This is a genomic window from Pseudarthrobacter sp. WHRI 8279 (genome assembly GCF_040224115.2).
Taxonomy (GTDB): Bacteria; Actinomycetota; Actinomycetes; order Actinomycetales; family Micrococcaceae; genus Arthrobacter.
Window position 1 is genome coordinate 2,912,235 of the sequence record NZ_CP168162.1, and the last position, 24,596, is coordinate 2,936,830.

Here is a 24,596-nt window from a genome sequence, read left to right on the forward strand (position 1 = left end):
GTCAGTTTCCGTTCTCAAGAGGTGCAGTGCTGTCTTTGAGGACCAGGGCGCCATACGGTTCCAGGGTCAGGTGGGGCCCGCAGGCGTTCCCTGTGAGCAGGTCCACAGACTGCCCGGTGAGCGTCACGGTGCGCGGTTCCGGGCTGTGGTTCAGCAGGAAATGGTGGCCGCCGCGGGTGGCGAGTTCGACGTCGTCCGGCAGCATTCCTGCCACCGGCGAGGAAATGCGGGCTGCCGCCAGGGCCTCCCCCACGATGTGGCCCAGGGCTGCCTCGGGCAGGTCGCACCCGGCGTACCAAGCGGTGCCGCGGCCGTGGCTGTTGCGGACTACCGCCGGCTTTCCGGCCAGGGCGCCGGAGGCAAACGTGGCCGCCGCCGAGGCTCCCGCACCGTCCAGGCGCAGGTCCTCGGACCAGACGGTTGCCTCGAGGCCGGCGGGTGCGTCTGCAGAGACGCTGCCCGGTCCGGGCTCCGCGAAATCGAGTCCAATGCCTTCCGCCAGGGGTCGCCATTCCTCGCCGCTGGCGCCGAGCAGGTCCACCAGGACCGCCGGGAAGCGTCCCTGCCGGAGGTGGCCGTTGCTGTCCGCCACCCCGGTGAAGGGCCCCACAACGGCGGTCCCGCCCCGGTGCACCCATTCCGTCAGGGCCGCGGCATGGTCCTCCGCCAGGAGGAAGAGGCTGGGAACGATTACCAGGTCGAACCGGCCCAGCGCCGTGGAGGGGTACACCACTTCCACGGACAGGCCACGGCGCAGCAGCGGCCGGTAGTAGGCCTGGAGCTGGTCCAGGACGCCGAGCCGGTCCGTGGGGCAGTCCGGGGACTCCGCCGCCCACCAGCTGTCCCAGTCGAAGAGGATGGCTATCCGGGACTGCGCCGGGGTGCCGGCGAGGAGCCGCAGGTCTTGAAGCTGGGAGCCGAGCTGGGCGACTTCGCGGAAAACGCGGGTGTCCTCTCCTGCCAGCGGCACCACGGCGGAGTGGAAGCGTTCGGCGCCGAAGGCCGACTGCCGGAACTGGAAGAAGCAGATGCCGTCGGAACCGCGGGCCAGGGCGGAAAACGAGTCCGCGCGGAGGGCGCCGGGTTCCTTGGCGCTGTTGTGGGGCCGCCAGTTCACGGCGGAGGCTGCGGATTCCATCAGGAGCCAGGGTGTGCCGCCGGCCAGTCCGCGGCAGAGGTCGTGGGTGAGGGCGCCCAGTTCCCAGGTCTGCGGCTGCCCGGGATCGGTGTACCAGTTGTTGCCCACCAGGTCCGTCTCCCCGGCGAAGCTGAAGTAGTCCGCGCCGCGGAAGAACCCCATGAGGTTGGTGGTGACCGGGACATCCGGTGAGTACTGGCGGATGATGTCCCGTTCAGCGGTGAAGAGTTTGAGCAGCGATTCCGAGGTGAAGCGCTTGAAGTCCAGGACCTGCGTGGGGTTGTGCAGGTACGGGGCCGTGCGCGGGGGCAGGATTTCCTCCCAGGTGCTGTAGCCCTGGCTCCAGAAGGTGGTGCCCCACGCGGAGTTCAGGTGTTCCAGGGAGCCGTAGCGGCGCAGCAGCCAGGTGCGGAACGCGGCTGCGGTCTCGTCGTCGTAACTGATCTGTCCCAGCTCGTTCCCCACGTGCCACATCACCACGGCGGGGTGCTTGCCGTACCGCTCGGCGAGTGCCGCGGTGACCTGCCGTGCGGCGCTGCGGTACACGGCCGACGACGGCGAGAACTGGTTGCGGGATCCGTACCAGAGCGTCGTCCCGGCTGCGTCCGTGGGCAGTGTGCTGGGGTAGCGGTGTCCCAGCCAGGGCGGCGGCGATGCGGTGGGCGTGGCCAGGCAGACCTGGATGTTTGCCTCCTCCAGCAGGGCAAGGATCCGGTCCAGCCAGCCGAAGTCCCAGGTGCCCTCGGTGGGCTGCAGGCGTGCCCAGCTGAAGACGCCCAGGGTGACCAGGTTGATGCCGGCCTCCTGCATCAGCCGGATGTCCTCCGGCCAGCTTTCCTCCGGCCACTGCTCGGGGTTGTAGTCGGCGCCGAAGAGCAGCCCGGCCCGCTCTGTCACGGCGCTCAGGCCGTGGCTTCGAGGATGCATGGAATTCCTTGGTTAAATGATGGATATGAGTAATCGAAAGGCTTCAACGGCGGCGACCATCAGTGACGTGGCCAAAGAAGCGGGGGTTTCCACGAGTACCGTGTCCTACGTGATGAGCGGGAACCGTCCCATATCGAAAGAAACCCGCGAAATCGTCGAAGCGGCGATGCGCCGGCTGAAGTACAGCCCCCGGTCCAGTGCCCGGGCCCTGGCCTCCAGCCGCTCCAATGTGCTGGGCCTGGTGGTGCCCCTGCGCGCGGACGTCAACGTGGGTGTGGTGATGCAGTTCGTCACCGCCGTGGTGACCACTGCCCGGACGTTCAACCAGGACGTCCTGCTCCTGACCCAGGACGATGCCGGCAGCATAGAGCGGGTGACGTCCCAGTCCATGGTGGACGGCCTGGTGATGATGGACATCGAGGCCCGGGATCCGCGCATCCCCGTGCTGGCCAAGCTGGACAAGCCTGCTGTGCTGATCGGCATGCCGGACGATCCGCGCGGCCTCAGCTGCGTTGACTTCGACTTCGCCGGAGCCTCCCGCACCGCCGTCCGTCACCTGGCCGAGCTGGGCCACCGCGGCATCGCCTTCATCGGCTCCCCGCCCGCCTCGCTGCGCCGGCACGCAACCTACGCGGACCGGGCCCTGCGCGGTTTCGAGGAGGCGTGCCGGGAACTCGAGGTCACCAATGTTTCGGTGGCCTGCGAGGCAAACTCCAAGGACCTGGCCCGGGCGCTGGAGAAGGTCTTCGCCGGCCCGGAGGCCATCACTGCCCTCCTGGTGCACAACGAGGGGTTGCTGCCCATCCTGCGGGAGAACCTTGCCGCGCACGGCCGGTCCGTCCCGGAAAACATCTCCGTCGTCGTCATTGCCCCGGCCGATGTGGCCACGGCTGCCTTCCTGCCCTGGACGGCGGTGTCCATCCCGGCGATGGACATCGGCCGCGCCGCCGTGGAGATGGTCATGGACCGGCTGAGCCTGGCCAAGCCCGCCGAGCTGCGGCTCATTGCCCCCTCCCTTTCCGAGGGGGCAAGCACCGCGGCGGTCCGTTGAGGGCAACATGAAGGACCCCGAAGCCGGGCCGGTCATCCCTTGACCGCGCCGATCATCACGCCTTTGGTGAAGTGCTTCTGCACGAAGGGGTAGACGATCAGGATCGGGATCATGGCGAGCACGATCACGGCCATCTGCAGCGCCGGACCCGCCGCCGCTCCCGTGCCAACATCCACCTGGCCGGGCACCGAAACGCCCTGGAGGACGTAGGACCGGAGCACCACCTGCAGCGGGTTCATGGAGCTGTCATTGATGTAGAGGATGGCGTTGAAGAACGCATTCCAGTAGCCCACCCCGTAGAACAGCGCGATGACGGCGGTGACGGCCTTGGACATCGGCAGCACGATCTGCGTCAGGGTGCGCCATTCGCTGGCGCCGTCAATCCGGGCGCTGTCCAGGATCCCCCGGTCAATGCCCATGAAGAAGCCGCGCAGGATGATGATGTTGAACACCGAGATGCTGCTGGGCAGGATCAGCGCCCAGTAGGTGTTGATCAGGCCCAGGCCGGACACCAGCAGGTAGGCCGGGATGATGCCTGCACTGAAGAACATGGTGATCAGCAGGGTGAACAGGATGGGCGTGTGGGCGAAGGACCCCGGCCGGGACAGTCCGTACGCGCAGAGGATGGACACCACCATGCTCAGCGCCGTTCCGGTGGCCGTGACGCCCACGCTGACCAGCACCGCCCTGGTGACCACCCCGCCGCTGAGGATCTGCTGGTAGGCGGCGAAGGAGATTTCCCCGGGGACCAGGACCAGCCCGCCGGCCTGGGTGATGGTGGCCTGGGAGGAGATGCTGGTGAGGACGATCGTGTACAGCGGCCCCAGGACCGCAAGGACGACGACGGCGAGCACCACAACCTTGCCGGCCTTCGCCGCCGCTCCGGGTTCTTCATCCCAGATGGGGCGTTCCGGTTTGGTGCGCGGCTGCCTGGGTGGCTTGGCGGCTCCGGTTGGAATGGGCGCCTTATTGGTTAGTGTGCTCATTTGGAATAGACACCGCTCTCACCGAAGATGTGGGCAACTTTGTTGGCAGTCAGGATCAGGGCCAGGCTCACCAGGCCCTTGATGAGGCCGGCGGCGGCCGCGTAGCTCCAGTCGCCGTTCTGCACGCCGGTGTAGTACACGAAGGTGTCCAGGACCTCGGAGGCTTCGGCGCCCACGGCGTCCCGCTGCAGGATCATCTGCTCGAAGCCAACGGTCAGCGAGTCCCCCAGCCGCAGGATCAGCAGCAGCACAATGACGCTGCGGAGTCCGGGAAGGGTGACATGCCACATCCGCTTCCACCGGCCGGCCCCGTCCACCGCCGCTGCCTCGTACTGGGCGGGATCGATGGCGCTGAGGGCTGCGAGGAACACGATGATGCCCCAGCCGGCGTCCTTCCAGACGGCCTGGGAGGTGAGCAGGAACAGGAACGTGTCCGGGTTGGTCATGATGTCCACGGCCTGCCAGCCGTTGGCGCGCAGCGACTGGTTCAGCAGCCCTGCCCCGCCGAAGATCTGCTGGAAGACGGAGACCACCAGGACCCAGGAAAAGAAGTGCGGCAGGTACACCACGGCCTGGATGGCCGCCCTGAGCCGCGGGTTGACCAGGGAGTTGAGCAGCATGGCCAGGGCGATGGGGATGGGGAAGAAGAACACCAGCTGGAACGCCGTGATCACCAGGGTGTTCTTGACGGCGTGCCAGAAGTCGGGGTCTGCCAGCACCCGCGCGAAGTTGTCCATCCCCACCCAGGGGCTGGCCGGAATCCCCACATACGGGGAGTAGTCCTGGAAGGCCACCACGTTGCCCAGCATGGGAAGGTAGGCGAAGATCGCCAACAGGATCACGGCGGGCAGTGCCATGAACACCAGGGAACGGTCCCTGTTAAACCGCAGTTTGAGGTTGGCCTTAGGCCTCAGCGCAGGCGCGGCCGTGCTGCCGCCACCTGAGCCGCCGTCACCCCGCGGCCCGGCATCCTGCGCCGCAGCACCCAACCCGCCAGCCGCCGTCGTACTTCCTGCCGAGTGCCCACCGTCCTGCGCCGCGGCGACCTCCTGCCGCGGCGCTGCTGTGCGCTCTGTTCCGGTGCTCATCCGTGCCATCGCCTAGGCCAGGAATCCGGCGTAGAAGTCCCGGAGTTCGTCGCCGCCCTTGCTCTTCCAGGTGGCGAGTTCTGCGTCGAGGTCCTTCATGCTCTTGCGTCCGCGGATGATGTCCTTGGCAAGGTCGTCGAACGGCTTGGACAGCGAGCCGAACTTGGCCGGTTCCTGGATCTGCATGCCGAAGAAGGCGTCCTCCACAACGTTGGGTGCCTGGCGTGCTTCCCACTCGGACTGGGACTGCACCAGCCCCGGGTACTGGACCATGGAGTTCACGATCGGGGCGTTCACCAGGAACGCGTAGGTGCTGGTGACCTCCTCTGTGCCCTTGGCCGTGGCCTTCGGGATGCCCTGTGCGTCCCTGGTGAAGTGCACGCCCTCCACGCCGTTGTTGATCAGCACGTTCTCCTCGGTGCCGAACGGGGCTGCCATGAAGTTGGCCAGGGCCAGCATCTCCTCCACCTTGGCGGGGTCCGTCTTCTTGATGAAGCTGAAGATCGCTGCCGGCTGGGCCCGGAACAGGGTGGGTTTGCCGCCGTCCGGTGCGAAGTAGTCCATGGGCTGCATGTTGAACTTCGGGTTGGAGGGAAGGACGCGGGCCAGGGCCTCGTGCCAGGAGCCCATGCCGTCCGAGGCCATCAGGGAGGCGCCGGATTCGAAGCGCTGCTTGGACTGCTGCGCGTTGCCGGCCACGGCGTCCGGGTGGACCGAGCCGTCGGCGAACAGTTTCGCCGTCCACTCAAGCGCAGCGCGGTACTCGTCCGTTTCCACCTTGTTCTGCAGCTTGCCGTCCATCTGCTTCCACTTGGGGACAACGCCGTGCATGATCTGCGCGCCGGTCCAGACGTCCTCGGAACCCCAGCGGTTCTTGGATTCGTCCGTGAGTTCCTTGGCCAGCGTGCGGTATTCGTCGGCGGATGTGGGCGGCTTAACTCCCAGTTCCTCGAAGAGGTCCGCGCGGTAGAAGATGGCATCCGAGATCAGGGCGCCGGGATAAGGCAATCCGTACAGTCCGCCTTCGAAGCAGCCCATCTTCCACGCCGCCGTCGGAATGTTCGCCAGGTTGGGGTACTTATTGACCTTGTCCCCGGCGATGAACTCGGAGAGGTCCTGGAAGACGCCCGCGGCCGCCTGCCCGAAACGCGGCGGCAGGTTCCATCCCGGGATGACCATCCAGTCCGGCACGTCCTTGGGCGAGGCCAGGACTGTCTGCACCTTGTCCGCGTAGGCGTTGCCGTCGTTGACCTGGAAGTTGATGGTGGCGCCGAGCTTTTCGTTGACCGCCTGGTAGTAGCTGTTTTGCGGCAGCGCGGGCGGGACAGCCCACCAGGCGGGCGTCATGGCGGTATAGGTTCCGCCGCTCCCGGGAGGGGTGGGGACGGACTTGACCGGGGACGAGGGGATGCTGGTGAAGCCCGGCGTGGAGCCGTTCACGGAAGGGATATCCGGTTTGACCAGCTCCAGCGGCTTGTATGCGGGGACCAGTTTGGCCACCGTTTCCGACAGGCTGCCGGAGGTTGTTGCCTGCGGCGCGGCACCGCTGGAGCAGGCCGTCAACGCAGCCGGCGCAGCGGCGAGGAATACTGCGCCGCTGAGGATGCCGAGGAAGGAGCGGCGGTTGACGCTGGCGGAGGCCTCGTTGAGCAGGCGGCTGGCGGATTTATGGGGGCGTCCCCTTGACGGGTCTACCTGGGAACCGAGCATGACAGCACTCCTTTGTGTGAGCCAATGAGGGAAGGATTCAACGATTCATCGAACCGATTCGACTTGGATCAGGGTATGACACCAGTCATGGATCCGGCAAGGGTGAAATGTGTTGCGACTCACAAGCGGGAGTGCAACACTGGGTGTCGCCCGAATTTGTATAAGCGATTCGATACCCCGCTGATTGGACTGCCGTGCGCAATCAACCCGCCACCCTCGCCTCCCCGGCCGCTGACCCCGGGACTGGAAACGCTGCAGAACTGGCCCACCAGATCCTCAACACGCTGTCCCTCGAGCAGAAGGTGGCCATGCTGCACCAGCACGCTCCGGCTGTTCCGGAGCTGGGGCTGGCGCCTTTCCACACGGGCGCGGAGGCAGCGCACGGTGTTGCCTGGCTCGGACCGGCCACCGTCTTTCCGCAGCCGGTGGGCATGGCCGCCACCTGGGATGTCGGCCTGATCGAACGGCTCGGCGAGGCCACGGGCCGTGAGCTCCGCGGGAAGAAGGCGGAGGATCCGTCCGTGGGCCTGAACGCCTGGGCGCCGGTGGTGAACCCGCTCAGGCACCCCTTGTGGGGGCGGAACGAGGAAGGCTTCTCCGAGGACCCGCACCTCACGGCGGAGCTGGCCGGCGCCTACTGCCGCGGCCTCAAAGGCAAAACTCACACACGTGGCTGACGGTTCCCACCCTCAAGCATTTCCTCGGCTACAACAACGAGCTGGACAGGAACGTCACCTCCAGCAACCTCAGCCCCCGGGTCCTGCACGAGTACGAGCTCCCCGCCTACCGCTCCCCCATCGAGGAGGGCGTGGCAGGGGCGGTGATGCTCTCCTACAACCTGGTGAACGGCAGGCCCGCGCACGTCTCGGACCTGGTGAAGTCCGAGCTGCGGCAGTGGCACAACGGGGAGTCGGTCACCATCGTGACGGACGCCGGCGCGCCCGGCTCCCTCTTCCGGGCGGAGAAGTATTTCGACGACGGCCCGGCAGCCTATGCGGCCGCCCTCCACGCAGGAGTGGACAGCTTCACGGACGACGGCGACAACCCGGCGCCGTCCATCGCCTACCTCAATGAGGCGCTTGAGAAGGGCCTCATCAGCGAGGCGGACGTTGACCGGGCGGTGCTGCGGCTCCTCACGCTGCGTGCCAGGACTGGCGAGTTCACGCCGGAAAGTGATCCCTATGCCGCCATCGGGACGGACGCCATCGGCGCGCCCGCGCACGTGCAGCTGGCACGGGAAGCAGCCGCAAAGTCCGTGGTGGTGCTGCGCAACGATGCCGGGACCGGGGACGCCTCCGACGCCGGCACCGGCCTGCTCCCGCTGGGCAGCCACCCCGGAACCATCTCCGTCATCGGGACGCTGGGGTCACGGGTGCTGAGCGACTGGTACAGCGGAGCCCTGCAGGACGAGGTCAGCATCATTGACGGGCTGGCCCGCCGCTACGGCGGAAGCACGGGAGCCAGCGTCGTTGCCGAGGAGGGTGCCGACGTCGTGGCCCTTCGGAGCGTCCGGACCGGCGGCTACCTGGGCGGGGACGGCACTGCTGTCCTGACCGCAAAGGCCGCTGTTCCGGGCGCGGCGGAGCGTTTTATCGTCAAGGACTGGGGCAAGGGAGAGCTGACCCTCCAGTCCGAACTGACCGGAAAGTTCGTGACCGACACCGGGGACGGGTACCTGCGCGCCACGGCCGAGCGTGTGGGCGGCTGGGTGGTGCAGGAGACGTTCCGGCTGGACCGCGGCACGGACGGCACTGCCGCGCTGCAGCATGTGGGGACCGGGAAATGGCTGCGGATTGAAGCCGGCACCGCGAGCGCAGCCCTTGTTCCCGGCGCCGGCACAGCCGACCGCTTTGTTCTCCGTACGCTCAAGTCCGGCCACGAGGCCGCCCGGCAGGCCGCCTCCGCTGCCCGCACCGCCGTCGTGGTGGTGGGAAACGACCCCCACCTCGGGGGCCGGGAGACGCTGGACCGCACCACGCTGGACCTTCCGCTGGCAGAGCAGGAACTGGTCCGCATAGTGCGCGAGGCCAACCCGCGCACGGTGCTGGTGATTGTGTCCTCCTACCCTTATGCGCTCGGGGCGCTCGCGGATACGCCGGCCATTGTCTGGACGTCCCACGGCGGGCAGGAGCTGGGCAACGGCGTGGCGGATGTCCTGAGCGGCGATACCGAGCCGTCCGGACGGCTGCCGCAGACCTGGTTCCGCCGGGACGGTGACCTGGCCGACATCCTGGACTACGACATCATCACCTCGCGCTCCACCTACCTGTACAGCCGCGCGGAACCCTTGTACGCGCTGGGGCATGGCCTGACGTACGGCGAGGTGCACTACGAATCTGTGGCCCTGCGCGAACTGCCGGGCGAAAGCCCCCAGGGCGCGGACCAGGCGGAACTGGCGGTGGAGCTGCGCAACACCGGCACGCGCCCGGTGTCGGAACTGGTGCAGGTTTACGCGTCGGCTCCCGGCCACCGCTTCGAGTTCCCCCGCCGCCTGCTGGTGGGCCACCAGCGCGTGGAGGTTCCGGCGGGAGGCGCGGCCATGGCAAGGATCCGGGTTCCGCTCGGGAGGCTGGCAACCTACAGCGTGGTGGAGGAGCGGATGCTGGTGGAACCCGGTACGTACCAGCTTCTGGTGGGTGCGTCCGCGGAGGACCTTCCGCTGGCAGTGCCGCTCAACGTAGCCGCACATGCCGGCCCCGGGCGCCGCTCCGGGCGGTGGTTTCGGGCGGCGAACTTCGACTCCTGCCACAACCTGGCTCTGGTGCCCGAGACACCACTGGCCGGCACGGCGGTAGCTCCGGCGGACACCACCCGGCCCGGCTGGGCGCTCTACCGCGGCTGGGAGCCGGCCCCTGCCGACGGCAGCAAGGTGCTGCTTGATGTAGTTTCCAGCGAACCCGCAGGCTCTGCCGGCCTGGCGCGCATCCAAGTACCCGGACCAGCGGACACCTGGAACACCGTGGGGAGCGCCAAGGTTGCCCCGGGCTGCAGCGGAGAGCTTGTGGTTCAGCTTCGTTCCGGCACAGCATTCGGCCACGGCAGCGGCGCCTTCCGGCTGGTGCTGGAAGGCGCCGTTACGGTGGCCCGGGTGCAGCTGGCGTAGGCCTGGCCGGGACGGCCGTCTTAGGCGTCGGCCATCTCAGCGTCTGCTTCTTCGAACTCCACGGCTGCCACGATTTCCTGTGTTTCGGGGTTGATCATGAAGGCCTCGTCCTCCTCCTCGACCATCAGGAACCCGCCGTGGTCGGTTGAGAAGTGCCAAGCCAGGGCACGTTCGCCGTTGTGGACGTAGTTGGGATCGCCCATGGTGATCTTCAGGAGTTCATACCCGGCAATGCTGCACAGTTCACGGATGATGATTTCGAAGTCGGGCGCGTGCTCCAGGGCCTCGGCGTCCGCCTGTGCCTGGCGCTCCGGCAGATCGGGAATCATTGACGCAAGCCGCTCGATGTACGCGCCGACCTCTTCGTCGTCCAGCACCAGTAGCTCGGCCTGGCCGCGGAGCCAGGCGGCGTTGAGTGCCGTAATGTTCTCCCGTTCCAGCAGCTCCTCGAACTCGCCGTCGAGCTCCTCCATCCGGAGGACGCCGTCGGGAACTTCCTCGGAGTCCTCATCCAGGCCGCCGTCCAGGTAGCGCTCCTCGTCCTCCTCGGACAAGTCATCAAATGCCTCCACTGCCCGGTTGAACAGGTCAAGATGGGCAGGGGCGCCCATGCCTGCCATGCCTTCCCGGACCAGGGTGTCCGTTTCGGAGCGGTCGACGGCGGTGAACACGTACTGCGCGAAGCCTCCCTCCAGTGCCTGGGCCAGATAGAAATCCACGTAGTAGCTGCGGACGGCGACAGGCGACATCTCCTCGGTCCGGAGCAGGGCGGCGTGCATGGCATCCACGATGCCGACGTTGGCCTCCACCACGTCCTCGTCACTCGAGTCGATGCTGCTGCTGGTCAGGACGACGGGCTGCTGGCTGGTGATCATGGCAATCCTCACGGCTTTGGCGGATGGTTCTCGGAACGTTTTTCACGCTACGCGGACCGGGCATGCTCACCGTTGAGGGGGAAATGAACGTCCGGCGAAGTTTTGCCGCCCCTGTCCCTCGGGTCACTCCCCCTGCACAGAAGATGGCTGCTCTCCTGGACTACCTGCAGCAGCCTATTGACCGCCCGCCAGTGCCATGACAACATATTGCTCAGTTGTTGATACCGGTATCAAGATGTACCAACAGCAACAATCCATAAGACGAAAGGACAGCCCGTGCTCGGCTTCAAAGAAGAGGAATTCCTCGCCCAGACCCGCAGTGCACTCGCGCTGCAGGGACAGATCGAACAGTTCGTGGACTCCATCCAGGAGCGGGGTTTCGACAATCTCTTCCTCATCGGCGCGGGCGGCACGTACGCCGCCATGCTGCCCTACGAACACTTCATCCGCTCGCGCTCCACCCTGCCCGTGCGGGCAGCCATCGGCAAGGAGTTGATGCTGACCGGCGACCCGGCGTTCGGGCCAGGTTCCATCGCGGTTTTTGCTTCTGTTTCCGGAACAACGGAGGACATCATCGAGGCGATCGAATTCGCCAAAGCCAAAGGTGCTTACACTGTCGGCTTCACCGGCTTCGGCGACAGTCCTTTCGCCAAAGCCCTGGACGTCGCCCTGATCACCGAGCCGAAAACCTGGCCGTTCGACATCCCGATGTTGCTCCTGTCCACCCGCCTGATGACTGCACGGGGAGAGTTCGAGGGGTACGCAGAGTTTGCGCGTGAACTCCAGACCGTCCCCGAGGTCCTCCTTGAGGTGGCCCGCCAGGCAGAGCCGTTGGCGGAAGCGTTCGCGGAACGAAACAAGGATGCGGATTACCACTTCCTCGTAGGGGCCGGCAACCTCTGGGGCTTCACGTACTTGTACTCCATGTGCATCCTCGAGGAAATGCAGTGGCTGCGCACCACGCGTGTCCACGGCGCCGAGTTCTTCCACGGCTCCCTCGAACTTATCGAGGAGGACACCAGCCTGGTACTTTTCCTCGGCGAAGACGAAAGCCGGCCGCTGATGGAAAGGGTGGTCAAATTCGCGGAGAACTACAACAAGAACACCACCATTCTGGACACCAAGGACTACGAGCTCGCCGGGATCAGTGCACGGTTCCGGGGGCTGTTGGCGCCGTTGGTCCTGGACACCGTGGCGGACCGGATCAGCAAGCACCTGGAACGGGTCCGCAACCACTCGCTGGACCTGCGCCGGTACTACCGGGTCGTTGAGTACTGACATATCCGTTGGCCGCGCCCCGCCTGGGGCGCGGCGCCTTCACCCGGCGGCAAGCCGGGGACACCGCCGCCAAGACAGGATGAGCATGAAAGTCATAGGGTTCGGGGACAACATCGTGGACCGCTTCCTGGACCGGGGAGTGATGTACCCGGGTGGAAACTGCGTTAACTTTGCTGTCCTGGCACGCCGCCTCGGCCTGGAGTCCGCCTACATGGGCGTCTTCGGTTCCGATCCGTTGGGCGACTTTGTCCGCTCGGCGATAGAAGCGGAAGGAGTAGACGCCAGCAGGTGCCAGACCCGGCAGGGCGCCAACGGCGTCACTGAGATCAAGGTTATGGACGGTGACCGCATCTTCCTGGGCTGGAATCAAGGAGGTGTCACCATCAGCCAACCGTTCTTGCTGGGACCTGAGGACCGGAGCTACCTGGCCACCGCAGCCCTTGTCCACTCGAGCGTCTACTCGGCATCCGAAGACCAGCTCCCGTCAGTCCGCGCGGCCGGCCCCCTTGTGAGCTTCGACTATTCCTGGGAACCGGAACGCCGGACTGACAGCTATCTGCAGCAAACGGCCCCGTATGTTGATTTAGCCCTGCTGTCGCTGGGAGACGCGCCTGTGGAAACCGTCAAGCATGAGCTTGCCCTGGTAACGGGGGCGGGCGCCTCCCTCGCAGTTGCCACCAGGGGGGCCGCCGGAGCAATACTGTACGACGGCGCGCGGTTCCTTATTCAACAAGCGGCGCCTACCGACGCGCAAAGGTTCGCCGACACCATGGGCTGCGGAGACGCGTTCCTCACCGGACTGGTCGTGAGCCTCCTGCGATCAGGGTGGGCGCGGGACGTCCCGCCAACTCCGGCATCCCTATCCCCTGCCCTTGCTTTTGCCGCGCAAATGGCCGCGGAGCAGTGCTACGTTGAAGCTGCGTTCGGGTACGGCCGTCCCGTCGCTGCAGCAACTAGGATCTGAAGCAGGGCTTGTCCTCATCGGAACCGCACCAGGACGATTCCAAGACCAAAGAAGGGAACCGGATGTCGCCGGATCATCAGCACGGGGGCGCTCCGACCATTTCGGAAGTTGCCGCTGCAGCTGGGGTTGGCAGGGCCACCGTCGCCCGTACCCTGGGAAATTATGGGTCCGTCAGTGATGCCACGCGGGCAAAGGTCCTGTTGGCTGCCGAACGGTTGGGCTACCAAGCCAACACCCTGGCACGCAGCATGAGTACCGGCATCACCAAAACGCTGGGAATTGTTCTTGCGGACGTCGCCAATCCCTTCTTTTCGGGGGTCCTTAGGGGCATCTCCGAAACGGCCAAGCAAGCCGGTTACGATGCCGTCATTTTGAGCACGGACGAGAAGCTCGAACTGGAGCGGGACGCCATACGGGTCCTGCTGGCCAAACAGGTTGATGGTCTTGTGGTCGCTTCGGCAGCCGGAAGGAACGACGACGTCTCCCATATATCCACCGCGATGGAACGTGGAATACCGGTGGTCCTTATTGACCGCCTGGTGGACGGCCTGGATACGGACTCGGTGGTCATCGACAACCGGGAAGCCGCCCGCTCCGCCGTCGCGTCCTTAATTGCACACGGTCATCAGCGGATTGCCTTCGCCTGGGGCCCGGTGACCCTCAGCCCCGCAACCGACCTTCAGCAGATGCACAGCATCCTCGATGACGCACTCTGGAGTGACGGCGAACGCCTTCGCGGATATCTGGACGCCCTTGAAGAAGCCGGGATACCGTTCGATACCGCCCTGGTAACCCACGTCCTGAAAAATCAAAGACAGGCGGCCAGGGCCATCGGAGGGATGCTCGCCCTGGCGGATCCCCCCACTGCCGTTTTCACGACGGAAACCGAGGCAACAGTGGGCGCCCTCCATGCACTGCGGGCGCACAACCGCCGGATCCTCAAGGACGTGTCCCTGATCGGCTTCGATGACAGCCCCTGGGCCGCAGTCATGGAACCACCCCTGACCATGATCGAGCAACCTATGCGCGAACTGGGCGTCGCTGCAGCACAACAGCTCCTGGATCGTATCGGGGGAGATACCTCCGCACCCAGGCAGCACGTCCTCCCCTCCACCCTCATTGCGCGCTCTTCCGATGGCCCAGCGCCTTCACGCGCAGCCAAATAAGACGCCGGCAACTATTTCTTTCTGAAACCCTTCCCCCGGGACCGCCAATCGTGATTCACTGTGGTACCGGTATCACAATTCCCAAAACTCCCACTTTGCGCAGGTGCTATCCAACGGAGGGCAGCACCCTTCGTCCTGTGGACCTCGGCTATTCAGCCATCCGAGCGAAAGTAGAAATCGATGCGGAAAAGCACTCACCTCTTGACAGCCCTGCTGGCGGGCACAGCCCTTGCCCTGACCGGCTGCGCCGGCGGCAGCAGGCCTGTTGCCCAGTTGGATCTGCAGAAAGAGCCCCAATACTCCGGGACCCTGAGTATCCTCACCAAGTTCGGCGGCGATCCCCTTGAGCCCTACTTCGAGGATCTGGCCGAGGAGTACACAAAACTCCACCCGGATGTCTCCTTCGAGCTCATTCAGGAGACCGACCAAAGCATCAAGGATAAAACCAAGACCCTCACCGCATCCCAAGCCCTGCCGGACATCTATTTCACCTGGGCGGGCAACTGGGCAAACAATTTCATCGACGGCGGCCTCGCCGCGGACCTGACGGCGGTTATCGCCCCTGGCACTGACTGGGGAAGCACTTTTGGCGAATCTTCACTCAAAGCCTTCGAAAGAGACGGCAAGTTCTTTGCCGTTCCCCTTTACAACAACGGAAAATTCATGGGCTACAACCAGAAGGTGTTCAAGGAGTTGGGCCTCACTCCGCCCTCCACCTTCGAGGAGCTCATTTCCTCCTGCTCGGTGCTCAAGAATGCTGGCTACGAGCCAATTGCCTTTGGCAATAAAGACGGCTGGCCGGGCCTGCACTACCTGCAGCAGTTGTTCGCCTACGAGGTGCCTGCTGAAGAACTGGAAGCCGACTTCGACCCCCGTACGGCGAAGCTCGAGAATCCGGGTTACGTCCGGGCCATGGAACAGTTCACTGAGCTGATCAACACATGCACCGGCAGCGGCAAAGACTCAAACGGGGTCCTCTACACCACGGCACAGCAGGCACTGGCCACGGGTAGCGCAGGAATGTACTACCAGGAGGTCCTCGAATTCGACACGACGGCGTCAGAGGGATCCCAGCTCAAGAACGATGGCCTGGGCATCTTCAAGCTGCCCGCCTCAGCCGCGGCGAAGGGCGACACCAAGGCAATCGAAGGTTCTCCGGAGGGATACCTGATCAATCCGAATTCGGAGAATGCAGCACTGGCGGTTGACTTCATGAAGTTCGCCACGAGCAAGGAGAATGCCACGAAGCTGTCATCGCCGCCGTACGGTCAGCCCAGCGCAGTCAGGGGCGTGGTCTCGGAACAGAACTCAAGCGGACCTGTTGTTGAAGGCATCAAGCAGGTGAATGAAGCGTCCGCGGCCATCATCTGGCTGGATTCAGTTACCGTTCCGGATGTGGCCGACGCTTGGCTGGCAGGCGGCGAAGCCCTTGTTTCCGGGACCCGTTCCCCGCAGCAGGTCCTTGACGCTGTGCGCTCCGCTTCCAACGCAGCCAAGTAGCAGATCTGCCATGACTGTTTCAAACGCGATCCGGAGGCCCGCGCCTTCGGCCTCCGGATCCGACGCCAAAGGTCTCCCCAACGGCCGGCAAGCGGCCAGGAGTACGCCCCGCCGGTGGCGCAACATAATCTGGGTCCTGCCCGCGGTGCTGTTGCTGTGTGCCTTCTGCTACCTGCCCCTCGTGCAGAATCTGGGCTTCAGCCTTCTGAAGTGGGATATCTACAGCGGCAGGCAGACCTTCATTGGTGCCGACAACTACCTCAAGATGGTCAATGACCCAATCTTCTGGAAGTCACTCCTCAACAACACCCTCTATGCCGCAATCTCAATCGTCTTCCAGGTGTTCGGAGCCCTCGTTTTGGCCGCCCTCGTTGAGGGACTTCCCAGTCCGCGCTGGCGGGGTGCCCTCCGTGCCATCTACTTCGTGCCCTCCGCGATATCCCTCACGGTGGCCGGACTCCTGTTCTATTTCATCTATGAACCGCGTATGGGCATCCTCAACGCAGCACTTGAAACCCTGGGGCTAGGGGACTTCACACAAGCCTGGCTCGGCCAGGAAAACACCGCAATTTTCGGCATCATCGCTATGAGCCAGTGGCAGGGTTTCGGCTACTGCACCCTGCTCTTCGCGGTAGCACTGCAACGGATTCCCTCCGAACTTTTCGAAGCGGCATCAATCGACGGCGTCGGCCCCGTCCGCCGTTTCTTTTCTATTTCCCTGCCCCTTGTCCGCGAAATGAGCAGCCTGATGATGATCGTCACGGTTTCAGGGGCGTTCCAGGTTTTCAATGAGGTGATGGTTATGACCACAGGTGGCCCCAACAACTCCAGCCAAGTGCTGGGAACGTGGCTCTACCGCAGTGGATTTGTCCGCAACGACTTCGGTTACGCTGCGGCCATTGCCACCGCTGTTTTTGTCATCACGCTGGTCCTCGCGGTGCTCCAGCTCCGTCTGGCCAAGCGCAGGAGGGTGGAATGGTGACGCGCACTTCAGTACTGATTCTCCTGGGACGGGTTTTTGTCCAGGCCTTCCTGGCGGCCTTGGCCATCGTTGTGATCTATCCCCTGCTGTGGATGTTGCTGAACGGTGTGAAGTCGAATGCGGAACTGTTCGCCAACCCGTTTGCGCTCCCGGAAACCTGGCGGTGGGAAAACTACGCGACCGCCTGGAACCGGGGTGTTGGCGACTACCTCACCGCGAGCGTCCTCGTCACAGTGGCTTCCACCGTCGCCACGGTGATGATCAGTGCCTGGGCAGCCTACGGTCTGACCAGGGTCAAGATTCCGTTCAACCGAACTATCCTGATTCTGATCCTGGCCGGCTTGATGCTGGCGCCGACCGTGGCCCTGATCCCCCTGGTGAAGATGTTCCAGGCCCTGGGTCTCTACAACAGCTTTTGGGCGCTGCTGATTCTTTACACAGCCTTCCGCGTTCCCTTCACTACCTTCCTGATTCGCGCCTACATGATGGATTTGCCCCACGAGGTGGACGAAGCCGCTGCAGTGGACGGGGCCTCGAAAGCACGGGCATTCTGGCAGGTCATCCTTCCGATGTGCCGCCCAATCATCATCTCCACCATCCTGCTGAACGTTCTCTTCACATGGAACGAATACTTGTTCGCCATGATTTTCACGAGCGGCGGGGCGCTGCAGACGCTGCCGGTGGGGCTCACGAACCTCATGGCCAAACATGGCACGGACTACCCCGTGGTCTTCGCGGGGATGGCCATCGCCGCCGTCCCCGTGATCGTGCTCTTCTTCGCGGGCCAGCGGTACTTCATCCGCGGCCTGGCAGACGGCATGGGGAAGTGACGATGGCCGTCCCCGGTCTGGACCAGGTATGCGGCTCCAACTTCGCCTACCAGCACCACACTCTCGAGCGGTGCCTTGACGACATGGTGGAACTGGGACGCACGACGATGGAGCTGTGGGGCATAGCTCCCCACCTGCACATTCCGGACATAGACGGGCACGGGGTCAAGAATGTCCGGAAGCTGCTGCGTGAACGTGAGCTCACAGTGGCCTGCCTGACGCCTGAACAGGTTGCCTACCCGATCAACATCGCGTCGGGTGAGACGTGGCTGCGGGAAGGCAGCGTACAGCTTTTCCTTCGCGCAGCCGAGATCTGCAGCGACCTGGAATCCTCCCTGCTGTTCCTGACCTCCGGCCGCGGCTATGAGGACGAGACGTTGGAGCCAGCCTGGGAACGAAGCGTCCTCGCCCTGCGTGCGATCACGGAACGGGCCTCGGAACTGGGCGTTTCCTGCGTCTTGGAACCCCTTCAACGGGTGGAGTCGAACCTGGTTACGGGCCTGTCATCGCTTGAACGCATGGTCGAGGACGTCGGTCACCCTGACCTTGGAGTGGTAATCGACACCGTAGCGTTGGCAGTGGCAGGAGACGCGATCAGTGAATACGGCAAGTCCTTTGGCGGGAAGGTCCGCCACGTACACCTGGTAGACGGCTCACCCGCCGGCCATCTGGCGTGGGGAGATGGATATCTGGACCTAACGGCAATCCTGCGTGACTTTGGGCAGTTGGACTACTTGAAATCATTCTCTTTTGAACTCTTCGGAGACGGCTCATACTCGCTGGACCCGCGCAGCTCGTACCAGAAGTGCATCGATGCATTCCGGGACAGCGCCTCGCAGCTTCAGCAACTGCACAACGGCTAACCGTTCGGCCTGCCGCCGGACGGCCCACCCACCGAGCCGCGCTTGACGAGGGTCGCGGCGAATTCGGGTTTGGCCGCTGGCGCCTTCCTGCCTTGGATCTGCCGGATGAGGGCCTCGGCGGCTGCGACGCCCATCTCGTACACAGGCTGCGCGATCACCGTCAATGGCGGCCTGGTGAGTCGGGTCCACGCGAAATCGTCGTACATGAGGAACGAGACGTCATCCGGGATAGTGAGGCCGAGGTCCTGGATGGCCTCAACAACACTGAGTCCGATCAGGCCGTCGGAGGCGATGATGGCCGTTGCAGGGTCCGGCTGCTGCAAGAGTTCACGCGTGATCTTCTTGATGGTTTCCGGCCCGTCGGCGTTGAAGCGCACCAGATCGTCGGGTTCCTTGAGTCCCGCTTCCCGGAATGCCCGCATGATTCCGTCCCGCCGGTCCGAGATCTGGGAAGAGCCCAGGGACAGGCCCGTGGCGTAGAAGTCATCCGTTCGAAGCGTGGAAATGAAGGCGATCCGGCTGTGTCCCGACTCAATCAAATAGCGGGTTGATTCATGGGAAATGCTTTCCATGTCCACGGCCACCGTGTCCACGTCCAGGCCCCTGGCCGTGCGGTCCAGCAGGACCAGCGGCCTTCCCGAGTGGTGGACGTCCTGCAGGTGCCGGGTCTCAACGGAGGAAGCGGGGGCGACGATCAGGCCGTCAACACGCTTGTCCAGCAGCACCCTGACGGCGTCCACTTCCGCCGCCCAGTCTTCATCCGTATTGACCAGGATGACGTTGAAACCGCTCTTCTTTGCGGTGTCCGTGATTCCCCGGGTGGCCAACCCGAAATGCGGGTTTTCGATATCGCCCACCACCACGCCGATGGTGTTTGATTTTCCCGTGTTCATGCTGCGGGCAAGCTCGTTGGGCCGGTAGTTCAGTTCTTCCGCGGCAGCCAGCACACGCTCCCGCACATCGTCGCTCACAGCCCCGTAGTTGCCCAGGGCTCGGGCGGCCTGGGCTTTGGACACCTGCGCGGCTTTGGCGACGTCCGCAACAGTGACGTCGCGTCGACGTGAAGCATCAGTACTCATGTCGGCCTTTCGTAATGGACCCTTGACGCCCTTAGTGGCGTCGATTACATTTCTATCCATCGATGTGAGTCCGGTCTCAATCGTAGGCATTGAGACCGGACTCAGCAAGGGTTTCCGGCAAACCCGCCACGGCGGATCTCGATCCTCCATCTCCCCGCATCCTCACGATTGGAAAACTCGCTGTGATTACTCGAACCACTGTGCGCCCCATGGCGCTCATTGCCGCGGCTGTTGCCGCCGTCCTGGCACTCTCCGGTTGCGGAGGCTCCTCTTCGGCCTCTTCCTCACCGGCCGAAAACCCTTACGGCCTGATTGAGCCCGGGTCCATCCGCGTTGCGAGCCTCGGCGATTCGAAGCCCTACACCTTCACGGACGCCCAGGGTAAGTTCACCGGCTTCGACGTGGAGCTCTTCACGGACGTTGCCGCCCGCGCCGGCGTGGATAATGTGGTCTTCACCGGACAGGACTTCTCGGGCCTGCTGGCCGCCGTCGCAAACGGTCAGTTCGACGCCGGCGTGGCCGCCATCGGCATCACGGACAAGCGCAAGGAAACGGTCGACTTCTCTGACGGCTACCTGGCCGGATACCTGACCGTCATCACCACCAAGACCTCCGGCATCAGCAACGCCGACGGACTGTCCGGCAAACGCCTTGGCGTGGTGCAGGGAACGCTGCAGGAAGCCTACGCGGTGAAGAATTTCACCTCCGCCAGCCTGGTGCGGTTCCCGGACAACAACACGGCCGTCTCCGCCGTCAACAGCGGTTCAGTTGATGCCCACTTCCTGGACTACGAGGCCGCAAAGTCCTACCAGGAACAGTTCGGCCTTGTCAGTGCCGCGGACATCCCGTCCTTCGACGCGCCGGCCGGGTTCGCCGTTGCCAAGGGCAAGACCGCCCTCAAGGAAGCGCTGAACAAGGGCCTGGCCGAGGCCATGGAGGACGGCACCTGGAAGAAGCTCTACGAGAAGTGGTTCCCGGGTTCCCCAATGCCCGAGCAGTACCTCCCGAAGGCAGAACAGACCGCAACCCCGGCCCCGACAGCAAGCAAGTAGACCACGGGTATGCCCGGGCGGGCCGAACGTTTCCACACCAAGGCCCGCCCGGCTGCCACCGACACAACTAACACCTGAGAGCATTCAATGGACTGGCTCAACACCATCATCCGCACCTTCTTCGACTTCGGCGCCATGGCTGAAGTCCTGCCCCAGCTTCTGGCGGTAGGCCTCCTTAACACCCTCATCATCTCCGTCGCCGCCACCGTTATTGGCGTGGTCCTGGGCATGGTGGTGGCCGTCATGGGCATCTCACCGTCCAGGTGGCTGCGCATCCCGGCCCGCATCTACACGGACCTCTTCCGCGGCCTGCCGGCCATCCTGACCATCCTCCTGATCGGCCAGGGCTTTGCCCGGCTCAGCCAGTCGATCTTTGGCCCCTCTCCCTACCCCCTGGGCATCATCGCCCTCAGCCTGATTGCCAGCGCCTACATCGGCGAAATCTTCCGCGCCGGCATCCAGAGCGTGGACAAGGGCCAGGGCGAAGCATGCCGCGCGCTGGGAATGAGCTACGGCAAATCCATGGCACTGGTGGTCATCCCCCAGGGCATCCGCCGCGTACTGCCGGCGCTGGTAAACCAGTTCATCGCCATCGTCAAGGACTCCTCGCTGGTCTACTTTCTGGGGCTGCTGGTCAGCGAACGCGAACTCTTCCGTGTTGGCCAGGATGCCGCGGTACTCTCCGGGAACCTCTCCCCCCTGGTGATGGCGGGCGTCTTCTACCTCATCATCACCGTGCCGCTCACCCACCTTGTCAACTACTTCGACAGCCGCTTCCGCGCAGGAAAACGCCGCCCCTCGGCCCCCACCAGCGGCCTCAACGAAGTCAAGGAACTCGACGCGGCATCGCCGCTCACTACCGGGAGCAACACATGATCACCACCACCAGCGCCAACCCCACCGCTGACATCGACACCTTCCACGGCTCCAGCCTGGAGCTGAAGAACCTGACCATGGCCTACGGGGACATCGAGGTCCTCCGCAACGTCAGCCTTACCGTGGCACCCGGCACCACCACCTGCATCATCGGCCCGTCCGGTTCCGGCAAGTCCACCCTCCTCCGTGGCGTCAACAGGCTGCATGAACCCAAAAGCGGGGATGTTGTCCTGGCCGGGGACAGCGCACTGAAGGTCAACCCGGACATCCTGCGCAGCCGGATCGGGATGGTGTTCCAGCACTTCAACCTCTTCCCGGACCACACCGCCCTGGAGAACGTGGCCCTCGCACTCTGGAGCGTCAAGAAGATGTCCAAGGCGGAGGCAAGGGAACGTGCACGCCGCCGGCTGGCCGAAGTGGGACTCGCCGAACGCGCCGACCACCGCCCCCGGGACCTTTCGGGCGGGCAGCAGCAGCGCGTCGCCATTGCCCGCGCCCTCGCCATGGAACCGGAAGTGATGCTCTTCGACGAAGCCACCAGCGCCCTGGACCCCGAGCTCGTCAAAGGAGTCCTGACCCTCATGGCCTCGCTCGCCAAACGGGGAATGACCATGGTGGTGGTGACGCATGAGATGGGCTTCGCCCGGAAGGTTGCCGACCAGGTGGTCTTCATGGATGAAGGCGAAGTGGTGGAATCGGGCACGCCCGCGGAGATCTTCGACAACCCGCGCAGCGAACGCCTGCAGCGCTTCCTCTCCGAGGTCCTCTGATGGGCACCGCAGGACAGGAACCTATCCGTACCGCCGTCGTCGGCTTTGGCATCTCGGGACGGGTCTTCCATGCACCCCTCATTGAGGCAGACCCGTCCTTTTCGCTCGATGTCATTGTCACCGCGGACCCGGACCGCGCCGCCGCAGCGGCCGCCCGCTACCCGAAGGCGCGCATCGTGCCCACGGCGGAGGCCATGTTCGCGCTGGCGGCAGACCTGGACCTGGTGGTCCTGGGAACCCCTCCGGCCACACATTTTGGGATGGCTTCGACGGCGATCGCCCACAGGCTGCATGTGGTGGTGGACAAGCCGTTCGTCACCACCTCGGCCCATGGGGAGGAACTCATGGCCCAGGCGGCCGAGGCCGGCGTGCAGCTGACGGTTTTCCAGAACCGCCGCTGGGACGCTGATTTCCTCACCCTCAGGAAGCTCCTGGATGCAGGCGCGCTGGGCGAGGTCCGGACCTTCGAATCCCGCTTCGAGTGGTGGCGCCCCGAAGGCTTCGGGAACTGGCGCGACTCCGCCACCACAGCCGAAGGCGGCGGGATCCTCCACGACCTTGGCGCCCACCTCCTTGACCAGGCGGTCCAGCTCTTCGGACCCGTGGCGCACAGCTACGGCGAAACAGCACACCGGGGGCTGGCCCCGGACGCGGCCGACACGGAAGCCTTCGTGTCCCTGCTGCACGATTCGGGGGTGCGCTCCCGGCTGTGGATGAACGGCATGGCTGCCCAGGCAGGCCCGCGCTTCCACGTCCTGGGCTCACACGCCGGCTACACAAAGTGGGGACTGGACGGCCAGGAGCCCGCGCTCGACGCCGGACTGCCGCCGTCGGACCCGGCATACGGCGTTGAACCCCAGGAGTCTTGGGGGCTCCTGGGAGTCGACGGCGCAACGCGCGCCGTGCCCGCCGAGCGGGGCGCGTATCCCCAGTTCTACCGGCTCCTCGCCGGAGCCCTCCTGCACGGCGGGCCGGTCCCTGTTGACCCGGCGGACGCCGTCGCGGTCCTCAAAGTCATCGAAGAAGTCCATGCCCTCGCCTGACGTACGTCGCCACGGCACATCTTCACACCACCAATCTTCCACACCAGGAAAGCGAGCCACCATGTCCTTCACGAGCCCCGCCAGGAAAGTCGCCGTCATCGGCGGCGGAATCCTGGGCGTTTCCACCGCCGTCCATCTGGCAAAGGGAGGCGCCCAGGTAACGCTTGCCACGTCCGGCCCGCTGGCGAGCGGAGCCTCCGGCCGCTCGATTGCATGGCTCAACTCCTCCGGTGCCCGCTCCGCCGAGTACCACTACCTGCGGATGCTTGCGATCGACCGCTACCGCACCTGGAGCGCACACCATCCCGAAAGCCGCGGCTACCTGAAGTTCGATGGTGCACTGAAATGGGCCGGCCCGGACGAAACCTTCCGCGAAACCTTCGCCTTCGAGCGTTCGGGCGGATACCACTCCGTCTGGGTGGACAGCAGTGACGTGGCCCGTGTCGCCCCGGATGTGGACGCCGCTGCCGTGGCCAGCGAGGGTGCCATCTACAACCCAGGTGAAGGCTGGGTCAACATGCCCGACTTCATCGCGGCATTGGCTTCCGAGGCGGCGGACAACGGGGCGGTCATCATCCAGAATGCCGGGGATGTCCGGGTGGATGTGCGGGACGGCGCCGCGGCCGGCGTCATCCTCGGTGACGGGACGCGGCTGGAAGCCGACCAGGTGGTGCTGGCAACCGGCGGTGAGGTCCCGGCCCAGCTCGCAGCCCTTGGTGTAACGGTTCCAGATGCCACGCCGGCCGCCTTCGTGGTGTTCACCGAACCGCTCGACGTAAAGGTGCAGACCGTGCTGAACACCCCGCGCGTCGCCGTGCGGCCCATGCCTGACGGCAGGCTGGTACTTGATGCGGACTGGGCAGAGCAATCTGTGATCATCGAAGATGACGGATCCTTCACGGTTCCCGAGGAGTCCGTCCAGGGCCTGCTTGAGGAGGCCTCGAAGGTACTCGCGGGGAATCCCCGGCTGACCGCCCAGCGGGTGGCTGCCGGCCTGAAACCCATTCCCGGCGACGGTGAACCGGTGGTGGGTCCGGTGCCTTCGATACCGGGACTGCACACGGTGTTCACACATTCGGGCGCGACGCTGGGGCTGATCCTCGGTGAGCTCCTCGCGGGGGAAATCCTGACCGGAACCCCCTCTCCCGTGCTCGCCGCCTTCCGGCTTGACCGGTTCGACGGCAGCGCCCCGGACCGGGACGCCGTAGGGACGGGTGCCTGGGCGCCGGTGCACCAGAGCTAGAAGCCGGGAGGTGGTGCGGGCCTGTGCCCCACCCCTCCCCGGCCGGTTGCGGCACTCCGGCTTGCAGTTGCA

Annotated in this window: 21 protein-coding genes; 15 read left to right on the forward strand and 6 right to left on the reverse strand. The window is 64.8% G+C overall.

Going from position 1 to position 24,596, the window contains the following annotated elements; genetic code table 11:
- Position 1 precedes the first annotated feature (1 nt).
- On the reverse strand, positions 2–2,065 hold the full coding sequence (locus tag ABRP28_RS13470; RefSeq protein ID WP_350003999.1) for a beta-galactosidase: 2,064 nt from the start codon (positions 2,063–2,065) through the stop codon (positions 2–4).
- Positions 2,066–2,090: 25 nt separating this feature from the next.
- On the opposite strand from ABRP28_RS13470, the gene ABRP28_RS13475 reads away from it, so the two are divergent.
- Positions 2,091–3,116, forward strand: a complete 1,026-nt coding sequence (locus ABRP28_RS13475) for a LacI family DNA-binding transcriptional regulator (RefSeq protein WP_350004000.1) — start codon at positions 2,091–2,093, stop codon at positions 3,114–3,116.
- Between the two features lie 32 nt (positions 3,117–3,148).
- Here ABRP28_RS13475 and ABRP28_RS13480 read toward each other — a convergent pair whose 3' ends face one another.
- From ABRP28_RS13480 to ABRP28_RS13490, 3 genes are read right to left on the reverse strand one after another with little or no spacing between them, the layout of a single operon-like run.
- Positions 3,149–4,102, reverse strand: a complete 954-nt coding sequence (locus ABRP28_RS13480; protein ID WP_350004001.1) for a carbohydrate ABC transporter permease — start codon at positions 4,100–4,102, stop codon at positions 3,149–3,151.
- Positions 4,099–5,190 (reverse strand): ABC transporter permease subunit, encoded by a 1,092-nt coding sequence (locus ABRP28_RS13485; RefSeq protein WP_350004002.1) that lies wholly within the window; start codon positions 5,188–5,190, stop codon positions 4,099–4,101. The genes ABRP28_RS13480 and ABRP28_RS13485 overlap by 4 nt, the downstream gene beginning before the upstream one ends.
- A gap of 12 nt (positions 5,191–5,202) precedes the next feature.
- Positions 5,203–6,900 carry an extracellular solute-binding protein gene (locus tag ABRP28_RS13490; RefSeq protein ID WP_350004003.1) on the reverse strand — a complete coding sequence of 566 codons (1,698 nt, stop codon included), beginning with the start codon at positions 6,898–6,900 and terminating at the stop codon, positions 5,203–5,205.
- A 194-nt stretch (positions 6,901–7,094) separates the two neighbouring features.
- Here ABRP28_RS13490 and ABRP28_RS13495 point away from each other — a divergent pair, with 194 nt between their 5' ends.
- The gene (locus ABRP28_RS13495; protein ID WP_350004004.1) at positions 7,095–7,577 is read left to right on the forward strand and encodes a glycoside hydrolase family 3 N-terminal domain-containing protein; all 483 of its coding nucleotides are present in this window, start codon (positions 7,095–7,097) and stop codon (positions 7,575–7,577) included.
- On the forward strand, positions 7,472–10,003 hold the full coding sequence (locus tag ABRP28_RS13500) for a glycoside hydrolase family 3 C-terminal domain-containing protein (protein WP_350004005.1): 2,532 nt from the start codon (positions 7,472–7,474) through the stop codon (positions 10,001–10,003). Before ABRP28_RS13495 ends, ABRP28_RS13500 begins: the two co-directional genes overlap by 106 nt.
- A gap of 20 nt (positions 10,004–10,023) precedes the next feature.
- On the opposite strand, the gene ABRP28_RS13505 is transcribed toward ABRP28_RS13500, so the two are convergent.
- A complete protein-coding gene (locus tag ABRP28_RS13505; RefSeq protein WP_350004006.1) occupies positions 10,024–10,878 on the reverse strand; it encodes a hypothetical protein in 855 nt (284 codons plus the stop codon).
- A 276-nt stretch (positions 10,879–11,154) separates the two neighbouring features.
- Here ABRP28_RS13505 and ABRP28_RS13510 point away from each other — a divergent pair, with 276 nt between their 5' ends.
- The 7 genes from ABRP28_RS13510 (at position 11,155) to ABRP28_RS13540 (ending at position 18,461) form a co-directional block, all read left to right on the forward strand.
- Positions 11,155–12,156: an SIS domain-containing protein gene (locus ABRP28_RS13510; protein ID WP_190612676.1), complete on the forward strand. Its 1,002-nt coding sequence runs from the start codon at positions 11,155–11,157 to the stop codon at positions 12,154–12,156.
- Positions 12,157–12,241: 85 nt separating this feature from the next.
- Positions 12,242–13,120 (forward strand): PfkB family carbohydrate kinase, encoded by an 879-nt coding sequence (locus tag ABRP28_RS13515; protein ID WP_350004007.1) that lies wholly within the window; start codon positions 12,242–12,244, stop codon positions 13,118–13,120.
- A 62-nt stretch (positions 13,121–13,182) separates the two neighbouring features.
- Positions 13,183–14,286, forward strand: coding sequence for a LacI family DNA-binding transcriptional regulator (locus tag ABRP28_RS13520; protein ID WP_350004008.1), 1,104 nt, complete (start codon positions 13,183–13,185; stop codon positions 14,284–14,286).
- A gap of 180 nt (positions 14,287–14,466) precedes the next feature.
- Positions 14,467–15,786: an extracellular solute-binding protein gene (locus ABRP28_RS13525; RefSeq protein ID WP_350004009.1), complete on the forward strand. Its 1,320-nt coding sequence runs from the start codon at positions 14,467–14,469 to the stop codon at positions 15,784–15,786.
- A gap of 10 nt (positions 15,787–15,796) precedes the next feature.
- Positions 15,797–16,768 (forward strand): sugar ABC transporter permease, encoded by a 972-nt coding sequence (locus ABRP28_RS13530; RefSeq protein ID WP_350004010.1) that lies wholly within the window; start codon positions 15,797–15,799, stop codon positions 16,766–16,768.
- On the forward strand, positions 16,762–17,598 hold the full coding sequence (locus ABRP28_RS13535) for a carbohydrate ABC transporter permease (RefSeq protein ID WP_350004011.1): 837 nt from the start codon (positions 16,762–16,764) through the stop codon (positions 17,596–17,598). The genes ABRP28_RS13530 and ABRP28_RS13535 overlap by 7 nt, the downstream gene beginning before the upstream one ends.
- 2 nt (positions 17,599–17,600) lie before the next feature.
- Positions 17,601–18,461 (forward strand): TIM barrel protein, encoded by an 861-nt coding sequence (locus tag ABRP28_RS13540; RefSeq protein WP_350004012.1) that lies wholly within the window; start codon positions 17,601–17,603, stop codon positions 18,459–18,461.
- Here ABRP28_RS13540 and ABRP28_RS13545 read toward each other — a convergent pair.
- Positions 18,458–19,540, reverse strand: a complete 1,083-nt coding sequence (locus ABRP28_RS13545; protein ID WP_350004013.1) for a LacI family DNA-binding transcriptional regulator — start codon at positions 19,538–19,540, stop codon at positions 18,458–18,460. The two genes, ABRP28_RS13540 and ABRP28_RS13545, sit on opposite strands and share 4 nt — an antisense overlap.
- Before the next feature lie 209 nt (positions 19,541–19,749).
- Between ABRP28_RS13545 and ABRP28_RS13550 the strand changes: the two genes are divergently transcribed.
- From ABRP28_RS13550 to ABRP28_RS13570, 5 genes are all read left to right on the forward strand, one after another.
- Positions 19,750–20,592, forward strand: coding sequence for an ABC transporter substrate-binding protein (locus tag ABRP28_RS13550; RefSeq protein WP_350004111.1), 843 nt, complete (start codon positions 19,750–19,752; stop codon positions 20,590–20,592).
- Positions 20,593–20,679: 87 nt separating this feature from the next.
- Positions 20,680–21,468 (forward strand): amino acid ABC transporter permease, encoded by a 789-nt coding sequence (locus ABRP28_RS13555; RefSeq protein WP_066279665.1) that lies wholly within the window; start codon positions 20,680–20,682, stop codon positions 21,466–21,468.
- Positions 21,465–22,238: an amino acid ABC transporter ATP-binding protein gene (locus ABRP28_RS13560; protein WP_202986609.1), complete on the forward strand. Its 774-nt coding sequence runs from the start codon at positions 21,465–21,467 to the stop codon at positions 22,236–22,238. The genes ABRP28_RS13555 and ABRP28_RS13560 overlap by 4 nt, the downstream gene beginning before the upstream one ends.
- Positions 22,238–23,281 carry a Gfo/Idh/MocA family oxidoreductase gene (locus ABRP28_RS13565; protein ID WP_350004014.1) on the forward strand — a complete coding sequence of 348 codons (1,044 nt, stop codon included), beginning with the start codon at positions 22,238–22,240 and terminating at the stop codon, positions 23,279–23,281. Before ABRP28_RS13560 ends, ABRP28_RS13565 begins: the two co-directional genes overlap by 1 nt.
- 61 nt (positions 23,282–23,342) lie before the next feature.
- Positions 23,343–24,524 carry an FAD-binding oxidoreductase gene (locus ABRP28_RS13570; protein ID WP_350004015.1) on the forward strand — a complete coding sequence of 394 codons (1,182 nt, stop codon included), beginning with the start codon at positions 23,343–23,345 and terminating at the stop codon, positions 24,522–24,524.
- The last annotated feature ends 72 nt before the right edge of the window (positions 24,525–24,596 follow it).

Excerpts from the sequence above, each read along its gene's own strand:
- ABRP28_RS13470 (WP_350003999.1), bottom strand. The coding sequence starts at position 2,065 with ATGCATCCTCGAAGCCACGGCCTGAGCGCCGTGACAGAGCGGGCCGGG.
- ABRP28_RS13475 (WP_350004000.1), top strand. The coding sequence starts at position 2,091 with ATGAGTAATCGAAAGGCTTCAACGGCGGCGACCATCAGTGACGTGGCC.
- ABRP28_RS13480 (WP_350004001.1), bottom strand. The coding sequence starts at position 4,102 with ATGAGCACACTAACCAATAAGGCGCCCATTCCAACCGGAGCCGCCAAG.
- ABRP28_RS13485 (WP_350004002.1), bottom strand. The coding sequence starts at position 5,190 with ATGAGCACCGGAACAGAGCGCACAGCAGCGCCGCGGCAGGAGGTCGCC.
- ABRP28_RS13490 (WP_350004003.1), bottom strand. The coding sequence starts at position 6,900 with ATGCTCGGTTCCCAGGTAGACCCGTCAAGGGGACGCCCCCATAAATCC.
- ABRP28_RS13505 (WP_350004006.1), bottom strand. The coding sequence starts at position 10,878 with ATGATCACCAGCCAGCAGCCCGTCGTCCTGACCAGCAGCAGCATCGAC.
- ABRP28_RS13515 (WP_350004007.1), top strand. The coding sequence starts at position 12,242 with ATGAAAGTCATAGGGTTCGGGGACAACATCGTGGACCGCTTCCTGGAC.
- ABRP28_RS13520 (WP_350004008.1), top strand. The coding sequence starts at position 13,183 with ATGTCGCCGGATCATCAGCACGGGGGCGCTCCGACCATTTCGGAAGTT.
- ABRP28_RS13525 (WP_350004009.1), top strand. The coding sequence starts at position 14,467 with ATGCGGAAAAGCACTCACCTCTTGACAGCCCTGCTGGCGGGCACAGCC.
- ABRP28_RS13530 (WP_350004010.1), top strand. The coding sequence starts at position 15,797 with ATGACTGTTTCAAACGCGATCCGGAGGCCCGCGCCTTCGGCCTCCGGA.
- ABRP28_RS13535 (WP_350004011.1), top strand. The coding sequence starts at position 16,762 with ATGGTGACGCGCACTTCAGTACTGATTCTCCTGGGACGGGTTTTTGTC.
- ABRP28_RS13540 (WP_350004012.1), top strand. The coding sequence starts at position 17,601 with ATGGCCGTCCCCGGTCTGGACCAGGTATGCGGCTCCAACTTCGCCTAC.
- ABRP28_RS13545 (WP_350004013.1), bottom strand. The coding sequence starts at position 19,540 with ATGAGTACTGATGCTTCACGTCGACGCGACGTCACTGTTGCGGACGTC.
- ABRP28_RS13550 (WP_350004111.1), top strand. The coding sequence starts at position 19,750 with ATGGCGCTCATTGCCGCGGCTGTTGCCGCCGTCCTGGCACTCTCCGGT.
- ABRP28_RS13555 (WP_066279665.1), top strand. The coding sequence starts at position 20,680 with ATGGACTGGCTCAACACCATCATCCGCACCTTCTTCGACTTCGGCGCC.
- ABRP28_RS13560 (WP_202986609.1), top strand. The coding sequence starts at position 21,465 with ATGATCACCACCACCAGCGCCAACCCCACCGCTGACATCGACACCTTC.
- ABRP28_RS13565 (WP_350004014.1), top strand. The coding sequence starts at position 22,238 with ATGGGCACCGCAGGACAGGAACCTATCCGTACCGCCGTCGTCGGCTTT.
- ABRP28_RS13570 (WP_350004015.1), top strand. The coding sequence starts at position 23,343 with ATGTCCTTCACGAGCCCCGCCAGGAAAGTCGCCGTCATCGGCGGCGGA.